The sequence below is a fragment of the Agarivorans aestuarii genome, assembly GCF_019670125.1.
Classification (GTDB): domain Bacteria; phylum Pseudomonadota; class Gammaproteobacteria; order Enterobacterales; family Celerinatantimonadaceae; genus Agarivorans; species Agarivorans aestuarii.
Map to the genome: position 1 here is coordinate 596,657 of NZ_AP023033.1, position 17,293 is coordinate 613,949.

General features: G+C 42.6%; 7 protein-coding genes. 5 read left to right on the plus strand and 2 right to left on the minus strand.

Annotated features, from left to right (window positions below; translation table 11 throughout):
* Positions 1 to 9: 9 nt before the first annotated feature.
* The 4 genes from ptsP to K5609_RS02875 all read left to right on the plus strand — a co-directional run bounded on the left by ptsP (position 10) and on the right by K5609_RS02875 (position 11,908).
* Entirely contained in the window at positions 10 to 2,502 is a 2,493-nt protein-coding gene (ptsP, locus tag K5609_RS02860; RefSeq protein WP_221075871.1) for a phosphoenolpyruvate--protein phosphotransferase, read from the plus strand.
* A 475-nt stretch (positions 2,503 to 2,977) separates the two neighbouring features.
* A complete protein-coding gene (locus K5609_RS02865; protein ID WP_221075872.1) occupies positions 2,978 to 9,025 on the plus strand; it encodes a CBM35 domain-containing protein in 6,048 nt (2,015 codons plus the stop codon).
* Between the two features lie 177 nt (positions 9,026 to 9,202).
* Positions 9,203 to 11,227 carry a cellulase family glycosylhydrolase gene (locus K5609_RS02870; protein ID WP_221075873.1) on the plus strand — a complete coding sequence of 675 codons (2,025 nt, stop codon included), beginning with the start codon at positions 9,203 to 9,205 and terminating at the stop codon, positions 11,225 to 11,227.
* A 135-nt stretch (positions 11,228 to 11,362) separates the two neighbouring features.
* Positions 11,363 to 11,908 (plus strand): RDD family protein, encoded by a 546-nt coding sequence (locus K5609_RS02875; protein WP_221075874.1) that lies wholly within the window; start codon positions 11,363 to 11,365, stop codon positions 11,906 to 11,908.
* 78 nt (positions 11,909 to 11,986) lie between these two features.
* Here the strand turns inward: K5609_RS02875 and K5609_RS02880 are convergent, their stop codons facing one another.
* Both K5609_RS02880 and K5609_RS02885 read right to left on the minus strand, forming a co-directional pair.
* A complete protein-coding gene (locus K5609_RS02880) occupies positions 11,987 to 12,784 on the minus strand; it encodes a type 2 periplasmic-binding domain-containing protein (RefSeq protein ID WP_221075875.1) in 798 nt (265 codons plus the stop codon).
* 348 nt (positions 12,785 to 13,132) lie between these two features.
* Positions 13,133 to 14,401 carry an ABC transporter substrate-binding protein gene (locus K5609_RS02885; RefSeq protein ID WP_221075876.1) on the minus strand — a complete coding sequence of 423 codons (1,269 nt, stop codon included), beginning with the start codon at positions 14,399 to 14,401 and terminating at the stop codon, positions 13,133 to 13,135.
* 371 nt (positions 14,402 to 14,772) lie between these two features.
* On the opposite strand from K5609_RS02885, the gene K5609_RS02890 reads away from it, so the two are divergent.
* Positions 14,773 to 16,782 (plus strand): cellulase family glycosylhydrolase, encoded by a 2,010-nt coding sequence (locus K5609_RS02890; protein ID WP_221075877.1) that lies wholly within the window; start codon positions 14,773 to 14,775, stop codon positions 16,780 to 16,782.
* Positions 16,783 to 17,293 lie beyond the last annotated feature (511 nt).

Below are 17,293 nucleotides of genomic sequence, written 5' to 3' on the forward strand. Positions count from 1 at the left end.
GGTAGTAAAATGTCTTTCCAACAACAATTTAAATGTGTGCTGCCCAATGGTATCCATGCACGACCTGCTAGTTTATTAGAAAGTGTTTGTAACCCGTATTACTGCGATATTAGTTTGCATAATCTGCGAAATGGTAACGTAGGGAATGCAAAAAGTATGTTGAGTTTAGTGGGCACGGACACACTCTTAAACGATGAGTTTGTCTTAATGTTTGAGGGAGAAGATAGCCAAACGGCTATGCTAGCGCTTACTCAATTTATGAATGAGCGTTTTCCATATTGCGATGATGATATCACGCCAGTAGAGGTACAGCGATCAGTACCTATTCCGCAGTCTTTGTCGCGGCACCAGCCTTTTTTACTGCGCGGAAAATCATTGGTTAACGGCATTGCTAAGGGAAAGCTAGTTGCCAGTTCTGAGGCTGATCTAAGTTTGTTTTTGAATTGCTCATCAGATCAGGGAAAACCGTCTTTCCAGCAAGTGCATAAAGCTGTAGTAGCAGAGTTAGAGGCTGAGAAGTTGCAAGCCTCTGGTAAAGAGTCTGAGATTCTAGCTGCGCACCTATCTATTTTACAGGACCGAGAGTTTCTTGAATATATAGAAGAACAGCTGGTTCATCAGCCTATTGCTCATGCCATATTGGCTGCCTTAGAAAGCTTTAAGGCGATGTTGGAGAGATCAAATAGTCAATACCTTCGTGAGCGAGTATTAGATATCAAAGATGTCGCGTTGCGTTTACTGGTGAACGCATACCCGAATGTGAATATTGAGCAGCAAAGCCAACTGAGCGAAGCTACTATTTTACTCGCTAGTGAACTAACCCCTTCTCAGTTTCTAGCACTTGATAAACGTTACTTAAAAGGGCTGGTATTAAGTGACGCAGGTAGTACTTCTCACACTGTTATTCTAGCCAGGGCTTTTGATATTCCTACCTTGGTGAATGTCGATTACGAGTTATGCCATGCCGAACTCAACTCGGAAGTGTATTTGGATTGTTTGTTAGGTGTTGTTGCGATTAAAGCTGATGACAATGTAAGCGTATATTTTGAGCGGGCGTTGAAATTACAGCAACAACAGAAGCAACGATTTAGTGAGCATACCGACAAACTAGCAATGACTACTGACGGTCATGAGGTAGAAATAGCAGCGAACATCGCGTGTTCAATAGAGGTTGCTCCGGCTATAAAAGGCGGGGCTCAAGGAGTGGGGCTTTTTAGAACAGAAATGCTCTTTATGGACCGGAGTGAAGCCCCTAGTGAACAATGTCAGTATCAAGAGTACCGTGAAGCGTTAATCGCTGCTCAAGGTAAGCCTGTTATTATTCGTACAATGGATATTGGTGGTGATAAACCACTCGACTATTTAAACCTACCTAAAGAAACCAACCCGTTTCTTGGCTACCGTGCGGTAAGAATCTATCCTCAATTTTTAGAATTGTTTCATTCACAGCTTAGGGCAATATTAAGAGCAGCTTGCCATGGTGCAGCCAAAATTATGATCCCTATGGTGCACAATGTTGAAGAGATTCGCTGGGTAAAGCAGCAGATTAGCCTAGTTGAAAAGCAGCTTAAAGAGGCAGGACTTGAATACAACAACAGTGTGCCACTGGGGATTATGGTAGAGGTTCCCGCGACCGTGTTTATTATTGATAAGCTTGCTCATGAAGTTGAATTTTTCAGTATAGGTTCTAACGACATGACGCAATATCTGTTAGCGGTGGACCGAGATAATGATGCAGTGTCTTCTCTGTATAACAGTCTGAGCCCTGCTTTTTTAAGAATGTTAGGGCAAATTACCTTAGTTGCCAAACAATACGGCCGCTGGGTAGGAATGTGTGGTGAGCTTGCTGCCGATCCTAAAATACTCCCACTTTTGGTTGGGGCAGGCTTAGATGAGTTAAGCATGAGCTCGCCAAATATTGCTAAAACTAAACAGCAAATTGCCGGTTTGAGTTTTATTGAATGCGAGGCCTTATACCAACAAGCCTGCGAGTGCTCTACTCGGGCTGAAATAGAAAAGCTTTTGAGTGATGCAGAGTCTGAGAAAACGGCGCTACCACTGCTCGACGAGGCTTGTGTATTTACTCAGCTGGACGTGATAAACAAGGAAGAAGCTATTCAAGCGCTAGTTGGGAATATTGGTGTGCTTGGTCGTAGTCAAAACGCACTATTACTGGAAGAAGATATTTGGGCTAGAGAAGAAATTTTTTCTACCGGCTTAGGAAATGGTTTCGCTATTCCTCATACTAAATCAGACAATATAGAACACTCGACCATTAGCATTGCGCATTTAGATCATGCAATTAACTGGCATTCTGATTCGGGGGATGTCGATTTCATTATTATGCTTACTTTAAATAAGGCTCATAGTGACCAGCATATGCAAATTTTTTCTAAATTAGCGAGAAAACTAATCCACGAAGACTTTCGTGGTCAACTTAAAGCAGCAACTGAACCAAGCAAGATAATTACGATATTACAAAACGAATTATTCTCTAGTTAGTTATTTCTTTAACTAAGCTTTGTAATTAAGAAAAGGGGCTTTTACCCCTTTTCCCACCTTCGCTTCATCGTTAAATCATATACACGGCAGCTCAATAGTGAGCTGCCGTTTTTCGTATTTCAATTGAAGTATTTCACAAGCAAAATTGGATGCGATTTAATCAGTGAATTGTGTTTATGTCGTATAAATTGCGATTGCCTCGCTTGCATAGAGTTAAATACTGACAAAAGCCTGTTTAGTAAATTTTTGTGATCTATGATCGAAACGTTACGATTTTTATTTGGTAGCGTATAAATAGTCAAATGAGCGGACTACAGATTGTTTTACCGCTGCAGTCATTGATTTAACTCAGGTCTTGGTATCTGAGTTTTATGCATCTAACCAATAGTGAATTGTTAATAAATAACCTTATCGATAAATCGTAACGTTATTTATTGGCTTAGTTTGTCCGAATTTAAGGAATAAAGAGGACCTGATGAAAATCAAAATAGGATATTTTTTGGTTATGGTCGCTCCTACAGCATGGGGAGCGAGCATTTGTGATTCAGCCAATTGGGATACTAACATTCAATACAAAAATGATGAGTTAGTAGTATTTCAAAATGCTGAGTACAAGGCCAAGTGGTGGAATAAAGCAACTACACCTGATAAGTCTGAACAGTGGGGCGCCTGGCAGTGGTTACATGATTGTGAGCTAGCAGAAACTCCCCTACCAAGCCCTGGTACTCCTGCCAGTGAGTTTGTATTAGTTCCAGCTGATGCAGTTTTAGACGGCGCGGATCTAACTGATAACGCGGTAAGCTTGAAGAATGGTTTAGCAACTTGGCATATAAATGTAGCTAATGCTGGTCAGTACGCTGTGGAGTTCGACTATCGCTCCCCTCATGGTGATAAAACCAATACTTTTTTTGCAGGGAGTTACTCCGAGCAAGTTTTAACGCCACAGTCTAGCAGCACACAAACGCTGAGCTTTGACATAGACCTAGCGGCCGGCTCAAACTCTATTGGTGTAAATGGCTCAAATGGAAACTGGGGTTACATTTTCATCGAGCAGGTTCGAATTACGGCTAAGTCTACGCTGCTAACACCACCACAACTGAGTCAAACTCAGATAGACTACGACTTAGCCAATAATGTCCCATTAGCCCTTAGCTTAAGTGCTGGAAGCTACCAACTTACCCATGTAACAATCAACGATACTCAAGTAAGTGACTATAGTTTTGATGGTTCGCAGTTAGTATTATCAGCTTCATTGATGGCGACATTGAGTGAAGCAGAGCACAATGTCGAGTTAGTGTTTTCAGCTGAAAATGCCGAAGATGTTGCTTTAAGCCTAACGCTCAATGTTAGTGATTCTGATACTAGTAATAATCAAACTTATACCTTAGTTCCAGCTGATGCCGTTTTAGGCGGCGAAGCTCGAATTACCAATGGTTCGGTTGATGTTAAACATGGTGTGGCAACTTGGTCATTAGAGCTTGCTAGCTCTGGTAAGTACACCGTAGAGTTTGATTATCGCTCGCCCTATTCAGCTAAAACTAATGGTTTGTTCATTGGCGATTACCAAGAGCTCTTCACCTCTGAACACAGTAGTGAAAAGTTAACCCATTCTATTGAATTGGATTTGGCTGCTGGGCGAACTGAGTTGGGCGTTCAAGGAGAAGGCAACGAAGGCTACATTTTTATCGATGAGATAAGAGTGATCAGTGAAGCCCCTACACAACCAATTCCTGATAAACCTAGTACTAGTGTTAGTACTGTTAGTTTCGACTTAGCAAACCCGACTAATGTAGATGTATCTGTAACATCTGGGGACTACCAACTATCAGCACTTATGGTGAATCAAAACCTTCTAAGTGCTGACCAGTACAGCTATGTAAATCAACAACTGATTCTAGAAAATAGCTGGTTAGAGGGGCTAAGCCTTGGCCGTTACACTGTTAACCTAACTTTCAGTTTAGATAGCTATGCAGATCAACAGATAAGTTTCACCTTAAACGTTATTGACTCAGATAGGCCAAAGCCTGATTACCCTGGCTCAGAAGTCACCGATAGTACCAAAGAAAACTATGCTGATTATGCGGATACAATCGCTCATGTAGATCTTAACGACTACATCTCACAGCAAGACCAAGATAAGCAATTTGCTAGCTACGGTAACTTATATGATAAATCTCTTTACGCTACTGGCTTAGGGGAGGATGTTGGTATTGCCTGGGCTGGCTGGAATCCTGCTCACTACGAAGCAAATAAAGCCACTAAAATGGCGATTATCGACGAGATGAATATTAAGCGGGTGTCGTTCATTCCTACTTACTTCATAGATACCTACAGTGAGGGAGTACGTTGTGAGGATACAGCAAATACCTTAAGTGCGAGCAAACAAGTTGATTTACTTAACGAGTTGATGGGTAAAGGTGTGCGTATTAACTACCGCCCACATATCGACCCGATGAAGTTTTCATGGGTGCAGGCAAGCCCGAATGCTGATCCTGGGCAACTTAACTGGCGAGGTTTGTTCGATAAACTAGACCCAATGAGTGATGGCTATGTATGTATTGTTGATAAAGGTCTAGATATTCTGGAGCAGGTTTTAGCAAGCTCAGCATTGCCGCTAAAAGAACCCATTCGCTTTGATATTGGCGCCGAGTTGATGGAGTCAACTAAAAAGTTCCCTCATCGTTGGGTTGAGCTGGTAAATCATGTACGAGCAAGAATTGCAGCTAGTTCTGAGCTGCAAGCTAACGTCACTGTGAGTCATAACTTTAGTCATCACATTCAGTACTTGATGGAGATTGAAGAGCATCCAGAGTACTTTACGCGTATTGTCTCTGGAGACACTTTCCACAACTATCCTAACTTGTTGTTTGTTGATGATATGACTCAACAGCAACGTGCTGATTTGGCAGACTATATTCGTGCACTAGATATTGTGACGGTATCTCAGTACATGCCAATGGATGTAGTAAATCCTATCTCTGATCCAAAATCGACCAATGTCCCAACAACGGCTGAAGACGTAAAAGTTGCGCTGCAAAAACATGAGCAAAACTTTATTCAAAAAGTGTTAATGGGCAAATTGGGTATTGATAAAGATGACATACCTTCATTCCACCTTGGTGAATACGGAATGGGCATTAAAGGTTTGGTAACGCCTAATGTATGGGACGCAACCGCTGTAACCAATGAAGAAATGGTTAGCTATGAAGCACATCAAGTGCATGCTCAAATCGCAATCAATGGCTTGCTGGCGTATATGCAAGATCCAGAAACTATCGCTAAATCATTGATGATTTGGGTAAGTGGTGCACCTTATGACGTGATTGGTTTCTATGAAGGAGATGGTCAAGGTTTAGATGTGGGTGATGCAGGGCATGGCTACCCTGGTAAAAAGCCTTATAACGCCAATGCTGCCAACGACTTGAAGAACTATTGGACGGAGTCTGGAAGTGTCGATCCAGATCCACAAACACCACCTAAAACTATTAGCTATCAAGGACAAGAGCTGTTTTTAAATGGGGTAAATGTTGCTTGGTTTAACTTCGCTAACGACATAGGTAATGGACTTGATGAAGCGTCTTTACGTGCTGCTTTGCAAGATGTAAAAGACTCCGGCGGTAATACACTTCGTTGGTGGATGCATACCGATGGTGCTTATACACCTGCTTGGGAAGTTGTTGATGGAAAAGCATTAGTTGCCTCACCGGGCGGAAGCTTTATTGCTGACCTGAAACAGGCTTTAGATATTGCTGCTGAATATGATGTTTACATCCAGCCAAGTCTTTGGTCGTTTGACATGTTGCGTTACAACGATGTACGTAATAATCCTGTTGCTAACAACTTTAGCTTGTTAAGTGACGATACAGTATTACAAAGTTATATCGATAATGCGCTTGTTCCTATGGTCAATACGCTAAATAGTCATCCTCAGCTGATTGCTTGGGAACTATTTAATGAACCTGAGAATATGACAGAAGGCTGGTTTACTGGTTTAGATGTAGTGAATCACTTTCCTAGCTTAAATCAGTTACAGCGAGTGCAAGCAAAAATGGCTGCCGCTATTCATCGCGCCGCAGAAGCTAATGGAGAAATTGCATTAGTAACAACGGGTTCTAAGTCGATGGGGAAATATAACTCAGATGTAGCTGGTGGTAGTAATTTGTATTCAGACGCGGCATTAATTAGTGCTGCCGATGGAGACCAACTGGCAACTTTCGACTTTTATCAGCCGCATTACTACAACAACGAAGGTAAAAATGGTGCGTGGTCGCCATTTCATCATGACGCAAATTACTGGGGTGTATCAAAACCAATCGTATTGGGCGAATTTTACCTAACCGATTTAACGGTAAATGGCGAAACCCTAACTGCAGCTGATATGTGTAAGCGTTTATATGATAACGGTTATGCAGGAGCTTGGGGATGGCAGTGGAATAAATACCCTGAACAAGCCAAAGCTTGCATGGCTGGCGTATTGAGCGAGCCTGTTGACCCAACGGACCCAACGGACCCAACGGACCCAACGGACCCAACGGACCCAACGGACCCAACGGACCCAACGGACCCAACGGACCCAACGGACCCAACGGACCCAACGGACCCAACGGACCCAACGGACCCAACGGACCCAACGGACCCAACACCGGTAGACCCCATAGAAACTACAGTGCTAAGTGGCACTGACGCAGCTCTAGAAGGTGATGCAGTATTAAGTGGCGCTGACGTAAGTTTGCAAGGTGCAGGCTCTAAAGCCAGCTGGCATTTTAGTGTGGCTGAAGCTGGTGAATATCAAATAACTCTGCACTACAGCGCACCACATGGGGCTAAATACAATACGGTGAGTCTAGATGGTTTAGGCTCTAGTATAAACTTTAGCGCTGAGGCGAATGGTGAATACACTCAAACACTAAGCCTGGAAGCGGGAAACCATGTTCTTGTGGCTGAGGTGTTAGGTAGTGATTGGGGCTACATTGACCTACATGGTGTAAGCATCAGCTTAATGGGCAGTTTGAACATAAGTAGCCCTGCTAACCTAGCGCAATTGCCTTCTGGAAGCGATATTGAAATTGTCTTCAGTAAGCGTGGTGAAGGAGCGGTTACTTACAGCCTAAATGGTAGTGATAGTGAGCTTTACTATGGTGATAGCCCGTTAGTTATAGCTAATCAAGGGGATGGAGTATATCGTATCTCCTTGGGGCTAGAAGGCACTAAAATTAGTGAGACATTAAGATTGAATGTTGGTGAAGTAGCAGTTAGCGCCTTTGTCGAAACTGATGGTACTAACTTCATCTTAGATGGAAAACCTTTCTACTTTAATGGTACCAACCAATACTACGTAATGTACAAGCCTGAGCCAATGGCCAAAGACTTCTTTGATCGTGCCGCTCATATGGGCTTAACTGTTGTTCGCACTTGGATGTTCTGTAACGATGATCGCACCCACGATGGCGTTTGCATCAACCTAGAAGACAATGGGCAGTTTATTTTAAGCATTCCAGAAGAACAACGTAGTGATAGTCAGAAGGCCATAATCAAGCGTAGTTTTGAGTTGTTTGACAACTACGTCGCATTGGCCGAAGAGCGTGGTATTCGTCTCGTTCTATCATTAGCTGACCATTGGGACTACTTTGGCAATGTGGATAGCTACGGCGGTTACGCAAGTGTGAGCGGGCGGGAAACATTTAAAGCCTTTATCACTAACTTGTTAAATCATACTAATGCGCTTACTGGCGTTAAGTACAACGAAGACCCCACTATTATGATGTGGGAACTGGCTAATGAACCGCGTATTGGTAGTGACTTAAACGGCTTCAAAGCGTGGGTAGACGACATTGCTGCACACCTAGCAGAACAAGCACCAGATCAGTTGCTATCAATTGGTATGGAGTCATCGTTTGGTTTTGGAGGTTCGGGTGATGACTACGAGAACTTGAAAATCGTTAACGCTAACCCACACATTGACGCGATTAGTGCTCACTTATACCCAACGTGGTGGAATATGAGTGACAATCAAACCTTGGGTAACTTTGATAGTTTGGCTGCGTTAGCTACAGAGCTCAATAAACCTGCCTACATTGGTGAGTTTAGCTGGCCTGCTAATGTAGTTCGCGCTACTAACTCTGCTGATGATAAGAGTTATTCGACAGGTACCGTTGAAGCAGGCTTAGCCAAGCGTACTCAGTTGTTTGAAGCTTGGTATGACAAGGCTTGGCAAAACAAAGATACTATTGCAGGTATGCTAAGTTGGCAATTATCAGGCTTAGAGTGGGGTAATGGGAATGGTACTCCAGGTAGCTGTCAGTGGTGTTCTGGCCCATATGGCGAGTACTCGGGCGGTTGGACTGCAAACAATGACGGTTTCCAGTTCTACTGTGTAATGGATAGCTCCGAACTCTCTATTACTGGTGTAGGCGCACCTGGAAATAATGTAGAAGGGGATGGGATTCGCTTAGATTTACACGAGCCAGTTTGTGAGCTTATTCATACATACTCAGATATGTATAAACAGGCCTCAGGCATGTAACTGGTAACAAACAACGTATAATGATAAAGGCGCTTCTAGCGCCTTTATTACGTTCTAAATCACATTTTTCTCGTTTTCTTTTTTTTTACTCTGAATAGCGTGTTTTCGCCAATGGATCGTAACGTTACGGTTTGCTAGTGTTTAACTAAGAGAAGTATTATTAAAAAAGGAATTTACATGGCGTTAAAGCGATTTATATTAAAGAATGCGGCTATTGGTATTTTGTCAATATTAGGCTTGGCGGCCTGCGGAAGTACTGCTACTCAGCATGAGGAACCAGTGGTTTCGGTGCCTCAGGCTGAGCCTATCGCACAGTTCGTAAAGCAATCAGGCAAACAGCTTACGTTGTCAGGGCAGTCCTTTCGATTTGCTGGTGCAAGTAACTTCTATCTTCATCGCAGTGACAACGTAACGATTACTTCATTTTTAGACGATGCAGAAGCAATGGGTCTAAACAGTGTACGTATTTTTGGCTTTTTGGATGGCGAAGACTACAACATGAGTTTACAACCAGAGCTAGGTGTCTTTAAAAAAGCTGGCCAAAAAGATGCTTTAGAGCGTATTGATTTTATTGTTCATCAAGCCTCTCTTAGAGGTATTAGATTAGTGATTGTACTTACTAATAATTGGCCAGAATATGGGGGAGTTCCTCAGTACGTTAAATGGTTGGATTTAGAGAGCCACGATGAGTTTTTCAGCTCCAAGCAAGCCAAGGAGGCGTACAAGAAGTACGCCGCTCACTTAATTGGTCGTGAGAATCAGTATACCGGTAAGCGCTATAGTGACGATCCCACGATAATGACTTGGGAACTCATTAATGCTCCTCGAACTCAAGATACCAGTGGGCAACTGTTGGTTGAATGGGCTGATGAAATGAGTCGATACGTTAAGTCTATTGCCCCTCAGCAATTAGTGGCGCTGGGCAGTGAAGGATTCTTTAATCGACCTGGTAACACAGATTGGAACTATAACGGTAGCGAAGGTGTTGATTGGGAGCGCCTAATTCGGTTACCAAATATCGACTACGGAACTTTCCACCTTTACCCCGAATATTGGGAGAAAGCAGATGCTGAAGCTTGGGGGACGCAATGGATTGTAGAGCACGCTGAGGCCGCAAGCTTAGCTAATAAACCTTTTGTGCTGGAAGAGTATGCGATTTTAGCCAATGACATTAATAATCGTGATTTTGTTTACGACAAATGGCATAGAACGGCATACGCACAAGGTGCATCAGGAACCATGGTATGGGGCCTAAACAGCTTTAAAGATGCGGCTAAGAAAGAGCTTTACCCAGACTATGATGGCTATAGAGTACTGGCTGACCGAGGACGTACTCATCAGCTATTAGCACAACACTCTTTGGTTATGCGTGGCTTATTGCCAGGCTATGACGCACGCAGCTACATAACTACGCCTTCGCCATTACAGCGCATAGATAACCAGTGGTTAACTGTTAAAGCGAATGTATTGGCCGCATCATCGTCGGCTAAAAGCATGTCAGTTCGAACCAGTGTGGACCGCTATGAGTTAGATGGGCCTGACGCAGAGGGGTATTACACTGCTTACGTGGAGCTCGATCCTAGCACTTTGGGTGAGCAGCAAATATCGTTAGTCACTAAGTTGGACAATGGACAGCGCCTTAGTGATAAGTCCTCGGTATTGTACAACCCAACTGTGGTGGGTTATGAGCGAACTTTCACCTATGATTTTTCAAGTGGCTTAAAACAAGGCTGGCATAGTGATGGGGCTTGGCAAGCTAAATGGAATAAGCCGGCATTAACGATCAGCGATGATCTTGGCAAATCAATGTTGAAACTTAATGGTGAACTACCGGGTTTGGAAGAATGGGAAGAACTAAAAATTAGAAATAGTCGTATTCAAAACCTTAATCGCCAAGACCGTATTGTGTTCACTGCTTACATACCTGCTGATGAAACGGGTGCCGGCGGGGTACGACCTTACGCTGCTTTAGCTGATGGCTGGGTAAAGTTGGGCATTGATCAATATAGAGAGTCTGTTTCGTCGTTAGAAAAGGTGATTGTTGACGACCAAGTATATTACAAACAGCTTGTAGAAATAGAGCTAGGCAATACCGCCGGTAAGCAGCCAGACATTTACATATGTTTTGTGGGTGAAAAGTTGCCTTTAAGCAAACCGGTTTATCTTGATGATATTCATTTCGAAAAGGCTTTATATAAATAATGTAGAGACTCCGTTAGTAGAACATTGAGTCTAGAGCAACAACGACATTTATTTGCCCTGAACTGATAGTTGCGTGAAACAGTGTTCGCGCAATTATCATTCTCGAATCTTAGGTTTAAGTGTAATAAGACGGATATGGAGTACACAGGATTTTGGAAACGGTTTTGTGCTTATTGGATAGACGTAATCATTTCTCTTCCCATTATGTTTTTATCCCTATGGGGGTGCGAGCAATCTCGTTTGTTTCAGTTGTATTGGTTACTACCAGGACTGGTGATTGGCCTTGGGTTTCATGTGTATCTAGTAAGAACTTATGGTGGTACACCCGGTAAGCTGCTGCTTAACATTAAAATAGCCAAAGTTGACGGCACGGATGTGGGGTATAAAGAAGCGGTACTTCGCTATGCAGTGTTGTTTATCTGTTCTTTAGTGATGTCTATAGCGCTAGTTATAGTGGCATTAGATATGACAGATGCTCAGTATTTTTCGATGACATGGCTAAAGCGTCAAGCGTATATGGTCGAGCATACTCCTGTTTGGTACAACGTAGCCAATATCACCATGAGCATATGGATATGGAGTGAGTTCATCGTGATGCTTACAAACAAAAAGCGTAGGGCATTACATGATTTTGTTGCTGGAACTGTGGTCGTTCGCAATTCGCAGGTCACTGATAATTAAGGGCGGATTTGTTATTTGCCTGATTGATAGCCAAGTACAACTGAGCAGCTTTAGCTTGAAGGTAATTGAAATAAGCAGCTATTTATAGCTGCTTTTTTTATCTTCTTCAGAATCGACATTTAGCCCTTCACATAAGCTCGTATCAGGGCTAAATGCATCTAGGCAGTAGTGCATTAGTAAACCTTCATCTTTCATTGCGCGTAAGTGTGCAGTTAGTTCGTCTGCCAGAGCTCGGTGTTTGCTGTGGATGTAGGGGTAAATAGTGACTGAGTCCAAGTTACCCGAGTCCATGATATGACCTTTAAATTCCTCGCTGTTTAATAGATGGCGAACCCCGATATCAGCTTGTACAAACATGTCTACGCGACCATATTTTACTTTCAATAAGCCTTGGCGAATGGATGTTACAGTGCCTAATTTAGATACTGGTAAAACTTTCTCTAGGTTCAGTTTGTTGATTAGGGCTCCTCTTTTATATACCACCGTGTAGTTTGTGTTCTTAAAGCTTGCCCAGCCACTGTTTAACGTAGTGCTATTGCTGGTGTGGGAGTAAGCGTTAATATTTATCTTATAGAGAGGAACATCTATCCTGATTTGGTTCGGGAAGTTATCTTGGTATTCATATACTCGTCCAAATTGACCATCTATCGAGCCCGCTACTGCTTTTTTGGTGGCTCTTGCTTCTGGCAAATAAGTGATAACGAGAGGGATGTCTAGGCGTTTGAACAACTCTTTGTAAATAGCAGTAAGCCATTGGGAAGCACTAGAGTCTTCGACTTGATTCGAATACATCACAAAAGGGTCGGGTTTGGCAGGATTACTAGGTGAAGCGGAGGCGAGTTGAATAGTTAGGAGACTAGACCAGATAAATAGCATTGGAGTGTTTCTCATAATAGGGTAACTATGCTCTCGTCTTTTATGCCTAGCGCCCTTTAGTCTAATTACTTGATTCTGTTTGTGTGTCTAAAGCGGGTGATTGGCTTAAGTTAATCTCTCTATGAGTTTAGTTCAGCATTAGTGTTTGTAAATATTAGCTAGCTTGTTGGAAAGAGGCTTAGAAGCGAGTTTGGCAGGAGAGATGAAATTAGAAAGTGAAAGTATAGGAGTATTTGTCTCTTCAACAGCTATATGAAATCGGAGTTGTGAGCAGAATTATTTTATGTTTAGTCGTTTAGTTCTTCGTTCAGTATATAAAAAAGCCACCCGTAGGTGGCTTTGTAGGCTCTACTTCATAACGCGTTTTTTAGCACGATTCCAACGGCCGTCTAACTTTTCTAGTGCTTCGTTAAAGTCAGACGCAGTCATTACATCTTGTACGTAACCGCCAGAGTAAAAGTCGATCTGAGAACGGTTAGTTACTTCAATAAAGGTAGATGAGTTAGTTGGAGTTTGAATGATTGTAGGGTTGTAGCTCATAAACTCATTAAGCTGAGGAAGTGTAGGTTTCTTCGCTTTAATTGTTGGAATGAAACCTGCTACCTCGTCAAAATCAGATTCTTCTAGAATGAACTTAATGTAAGCTTTCGCAGCTGGTTTGTTCTTAGAGTGTTTGCTTACCGCATAGCCCCAGTCGTGGTTCATTTGAGCGCGAAGCTCACCAGACTCTCCCGCAGGAATAGGCATGAAGCCAACTTTCTCGCTTGCAATACCACGATCAATTACTTGAGGAATGAACCAGTTACCTAGATAGAACATACCCGCATCACCTTCGGCAAGTAAAGACTTAGATTCTTCCCAAGAATTGGTGATTAAGTCTTTTTCTGTCCAACCTTTATCGATCAAGGTTTTCAATAGAGATAGAGATTCATGGTAAGCGGTATCGCCAGAGAATGCTTTATCTTGAGTTAACATCTTCTCGTACACACCAGCATCGCCTTCTGCAACAATTGGGTATTTATCCCACTGCTGTAATGGCCATTGCGCACCAAAGTTCACATAGAAAGGAATCTTGTTCTGAGCGGCGATCTTTTCAGATGCTGCATATAAATCAGATAAGGTTTTAAGTGGTGTTTTTACACCGGCTTCAGCAAGCACATCTTTGTTATAAACTAGGCCCTCTACTGAGTTACCCATTGATACGCCATACACTTTACCGTCGTTTGACCATGCGTCATGGAAGTAAACTTCATCAGGACCGTACATGTCTAGTGGCTCGTAGAAATTACCATATTGCTCAGATGGAACCGAAGGCAAAATTAGTACTACATCGCCGTAGTCTCCAGTGTTCATGCGTGGGCGAACACCACCTTGGTAATCGGCAAAGCCAATAACTTTTACTGAAGTAACTCCAGGGTACATCTTTCTAAATTCTTTGGTGTAGCGGTCATATACGCCTGCTTCTACTAAGTCGGTACGGTTAGTAAAAAAGGTAATTTCGCCTTTTACTTCCAAATTGGTAAGGGGATTCCCTTCAGCAAAAGCTTGTGCACCAAATAAAACACTGCTGGCAACGGTTGATGCTAGCAGCGTTTTAGTAATGATTTTATTCTTCATTTTATAAGTCCTTTAGGTCACTGAGGTGATCATATATTGGTTATACGGAGATAACACCTTCCTAATCTCCTTGAATAAACCATAACGTTACGATTTGTGCTTTTCAATCCGCTAATAATCATATCGTTAAGATACGTGAGGGTGATCACTCTCTGTTTTATAATTGTGTTAACTAGGTTCTCCATTTATTGCTTTGTATATGGTTTCTTAGCCCGTATACAACAATATTGTGATAGCGCTCTCATTTATAGTATGAATTTCAATTCAAATCGATAAGTTCGTCCTATTCATCGAATCGAAACGTTATCATTTGTGGCGAATGGTGAAACAATGTGTACGTCTGTTAGATGTGATTTGATAAGGATTTGATAATGAAGAAAACATTAATCTGGTTAGGCACGGTTGGCCTAGGTACTGCAATTTTAGCTGGGTGTGGAAGTACCACCGGAGGAGCGGATGCCCCAGTTATCGCAGCTGAACCAATTACTGATTTTGTAAGTCAATCCGGAGAACAACTGCTATTAAATGGCGAAGCTTTTCGGTTTTCGGGCACCAACAACTACTACATGCATTACGGTGATAACAAGGCTATTACCACAGTATTGGATGATGCTCAAAAGATGGGCCTCAATGTAATTCGTGTTTGGGGGTTCATGGATGGTATAAGCCATGGCCATACTATGCAGCCAGAGATGGGAGTGTATAGCTCGACTGAAGCGAAAAGTGGCTTAGAGCGATTAGATTTCACCATCGCCGAAGCAAATAAACGAGGCATACGTTTAGTTATTGCATTAACCAACAACTGGGGCGACTTTGGTGGTATGCCACAGTATGTAAATTGGATTGGTGGAGACCACCATGATGACTTTTATCGCGAAGCTGAGGCGCGCGAGGCTTATAAAAACTATGTAGCACATGTATTAAGTCATACTAACAAATATACCGGCGTGGCTTACGTCGAAGACCCAACTATTATGACATGGGAACTGGCTAATGAGCCGCGCGCCCAGTCTGATACGAGTGGTGAGCTGCTTTACGCTTGGGCAAAAGAAATGAGCGACTACGTCCGTGAGCTAGCTCCTAAGCAGCTAATTGCTTTAGGCAGTGAAGGCTTCTTTACAAGACCTGGAGAAGAAGACTGGGCGTATAACGGCAACGAGGGGGTAGATTGGGAGCGGATCCTAACTCTCTCAAATATTAACTATGGTACTTTCCACTTATACCCTGAACATTGGGGAAAGCATAACGCCGAGCAGTGGGGGACACAGTGGATTCTTGATCACATTGATGCTGGTAAAGTTGCTAATAAACCTGTGGTTTTGGAGGAGTACGGGATTGGTGCAGCAGAACCATTTAACAGAGACTTTATCTACGACAAATGGACTCGCACCGCTTATGAAAATGGCGCGGCAGGAACGATGTTCTGGATTTTAACCAGCTACGATAAGAATGCTAGCGACAAGCTGTATCCAGATTACGACGGCTTCCGAGTGCTTGCCGATGGCGGAAGAACCAATCAAGTTCTTACTCGTCATACTAAGCAAATGTTAGGGCAACCAGTAGAGCTAAAAGACTCGGTTTACTTTACTTATCCTGTTGATAATTTATCGGTAACTGACCAGACAGTAACGGTTCAAAGTTATGTAATGAGTTATAAAGAGCAGCCTACCGAGTTACTGCTACGCACCCCAGCGGGTAACTACCCAATGGAAGACAGTGACAAAGATGGCTACTACAGTGCTGAGATCAAAGTTGAAGATATAGGCTTTGGTGAGCAACAATTAATTACCGTAGCCACAATGGAAAGCGGCAAGCGTATTACCGATAAAATTACAGTTAAGTTTGATCGTCCTATAACAGGTTATAAAATGGGTCCTAGCTTCGACTTCTCTAGTGGTGATTTATTAGGTTGGCAAAAAGAAGGAACTTGGCAAGCCAAGTGGAAGAATCCTGCTTTAGAAGTAAGCTCTGATTTGGGCTCGCCAATGCTTAAGTTAAACCTTGTTTGGTCGGGCAAAAATGATTGGGAAGAGCTTAAGTTGCGCAATATGCGAATTAAGAACTTCCAACAGCAAAACCGTTTCACTTATGATTTATACATCCCAGTAAATGATGGGGACAAAGGTGGTGTTCGACCATACGCTGCCCTAGGAGACGGCTGGGTTAAGTTGGGCGTAGATAAATACCGCAAACAGGTTTCTGAGTTAGAAAAAGTAACCAAGAACGGTAAGCAATACTATAAGCAAGAAGTGGTGATAGAGCTTGGTGATATATCGGGTAAAGCGCCAGACATTTTCATTGCAGTTGTTGGAGATAAGCTGCCAATGGATGGTTCTGTGTATCTCGACAATATCCGGTTTGAGGAAGCTACATACGACTAGTGGCATAGTCATCTGGATTAGGCGTAAGCCGCTATCTAAAACCGAGCCGATTGGCTCGGTTTTAGTCGTTTAGGTAGCTCTGGACGTTGTTTTAGACTGTTGATGGTCCTGTTTTAGTCTCCGCGTCATTCTAAGCTATATAGGGATTGGGTCATTAGACCTTTGGTTATAGTAACGTTGCTATTTTTGTCTTTTTTCAATCCATTTTGTACAAGAAGTGGTGCGTTACCATTTTGTGAAAAAACTGTTCATGTTCAATTACATTTTTTTCTACCAGTATCTACGCGGTCTAGCTTAGAGTGATCGTTTTCACACTTCGATATTCCAGACTTCATTTTATCTTGTGAATATCAAATCGTAACGTTACCATTATTTCGGTTGGTAGCATGATGGTTATCTTTTAAACCTAGGGCATTTTAGTTTTACGTCACTATTGGTTAGAGGGTATCCCTGATTTTTGCCTAACCTAAGAAGGCTAGTCTTTTTTAGCCAAGGAAATTGTTCTTAATTG

What these genes read in the sequence shown, in the direction of transcription:
- ptsP (WP_221075871.1), top strand. Translation starts at nt 10, where the DNA reads ATGTCTTTCCAACAACAATTTAAATGTGTGCTGCCCAATGGTATCCAT.
- K5609_RS02885 (WP_221075876.1), bottom strand. Translation starts at nt 14,401, where the DNA reads ATGAAGAATAAAATCATTACTAAAACGCTGCTAGCATCAACCGTTGCC.
- K5609_RS02880 (WP_221075875.1), bottom strand. Translation starts at nt 12,784, where the DNA reads ATGCTATTTATCTGGTCTAGTCTCCTAACTATTCAACTCGCCTCCGCT.
- K5609_RS02870 (WP_221075873.1), top strand. Translation starts at nt 9,203, where the DNA reads ATGGCGTTAAAGCGATTTATATTAAAGAATGCGGCTATTGGTATTTTG.
- K5609_RS02865 (WP_221075872.1), top strand. Translation starts at nt 2,978, where the DNA reads ATGAAAATCAAAATAGGATATTTTTTGGTTATGGTCGCTCCTACAGCA.
- K5609_RS02890 (WP_221075877.1), top strand. Translation starts at nt 14,773, where the DNA reads ATGAAGAAAACATTAATCTGGTTAGGCACGGTTGGCCTAGGTACTGCA.
- K5609_RS02875 (WP_221075874.1), top strand. Translation starts at nt 11,363, where the DNA reads ATGGAGTACACAGGATTTTGGAAACGGTTTTGTGCTTATTGGATAGAC.